Annotated in this window: 1 protein-coding gene; it reads left to right on the plus strand. The window is 67.3% G+C overall.

Features of this window, described 5'->3' with window-relative positions; translation table 11 throughout:
* Nucleotides 1-2: 2 nt before the first annotated feature.
* The gene (gene sucD, locus ASD56_RS07725) at nucleotides 3-905 is read left to right on the plus strand and encodes a succinate--CoA ligase subunit alpha (protein WP_055963302.1); all 903 of its coding nucleotides are present in this window, start codon (nucleotides 3-5) and stop codon (nucleotides 903-905) included.
* Nucleotides 906-1,112: the final 207 nt, after the last annotated feature.

The raw sequence follows: 1,112 nt of genomic DNA on the forward strand, positions 1-1,112 counted from the left end.
AAATGTCGATCTTCCTCAACAAGGACTCCAAGGTCATCGTCCAGGGCATCACCGGCGGCGAGGGCACCAAGCACACGGCGCTCATGCTCAAGGCCGGCACCCAGGTCGTCGGCGGCGTCAACGCCCGCAAGGCCGGCACGACCGTCCTGCACCACGACGCCGAGGGCAACCCGGTCGAACTCCCCGTCTTCGCCTCGGTCGCCGAGGCCATCGAGAAGACCGGTGCCGACGTGTCGATCGCGTTCGTGCCCCCGGCCTTCACGAAGAGCGCGATGGTCGAGGCCATCGACGCCGAGATCCCGCTACTCGTGGTGATCACCGAGGGCGTGCCGGTCGGCGACACCGCCGAGGCCTGGGCCTACGCGCAGTCCAAGGGCAACACGACCCGCATCATCGGACCGAACTGCCCCGGCATCATCACCCCGGGCGAGTCGCTCGTGGGCATCACGCCGGCGAACATCACCGGCAAGGGCCCGATCGGCCTCGTGTCGAAGTCGGGCACCCTGACCTACCAGATGATGTACGAGCTGCGCGAGATCGGCTTCTCGACCGCCATCGGCATCGGCGGCGACCCGGTCATCGGCACCACGCACATCGATGCGCTCGCGGCTTTCGAGGCCGACCCCGAGACCAAGGCGATCGTCATGATCGGCGAGATCGGCGGCGACGCCGAAGAGCGCGCGGCGGACTTCATCAAGGCCAACGTCACGAAGCCGGTCGTCGGCTATGTGGCCGGCTTCACCGCTCCCGAGGGCAAGACCATGGGCCACGCCGGCGCCATCGTCTCCGGCTCCGCGGGCACGGCTCAGGCGAAGAAGGAGGCCCTCGAGGCCGCCGGAGTCAAGGTCGGCAAGACGCCCTCCGAGACCGCCGAGCTGATGCGCGCGATCATCGCAGGCCTGTAAGCCACACACACGAAGGCGGATGCCGCGGCCCAGTGCCGCGGCATCCGCCTTCGTCGTTCCTGCGAACGAAATCATCGCCGAAGAACGTCGTCCGTGATGTATTCCCGAGGCGGAATCCGACTCTTCCCTTGTGAAGCCTGTCTCCGGGGGTCTACATTCCCCCCAGGGGAGAGGCATCTCGTTGGACGATTGGGCAGAAGGAGCCCC

Origin of the sequence: Microbacterium sp. Root166 (assembly GCF_001427145.1) — a bacterium.
Classification (GTDB): domain Bacteria; phylum Actinomycetota; class Actinomycetes; order Actinomycetales; family Microbacteriaceae; genus Microbacterium.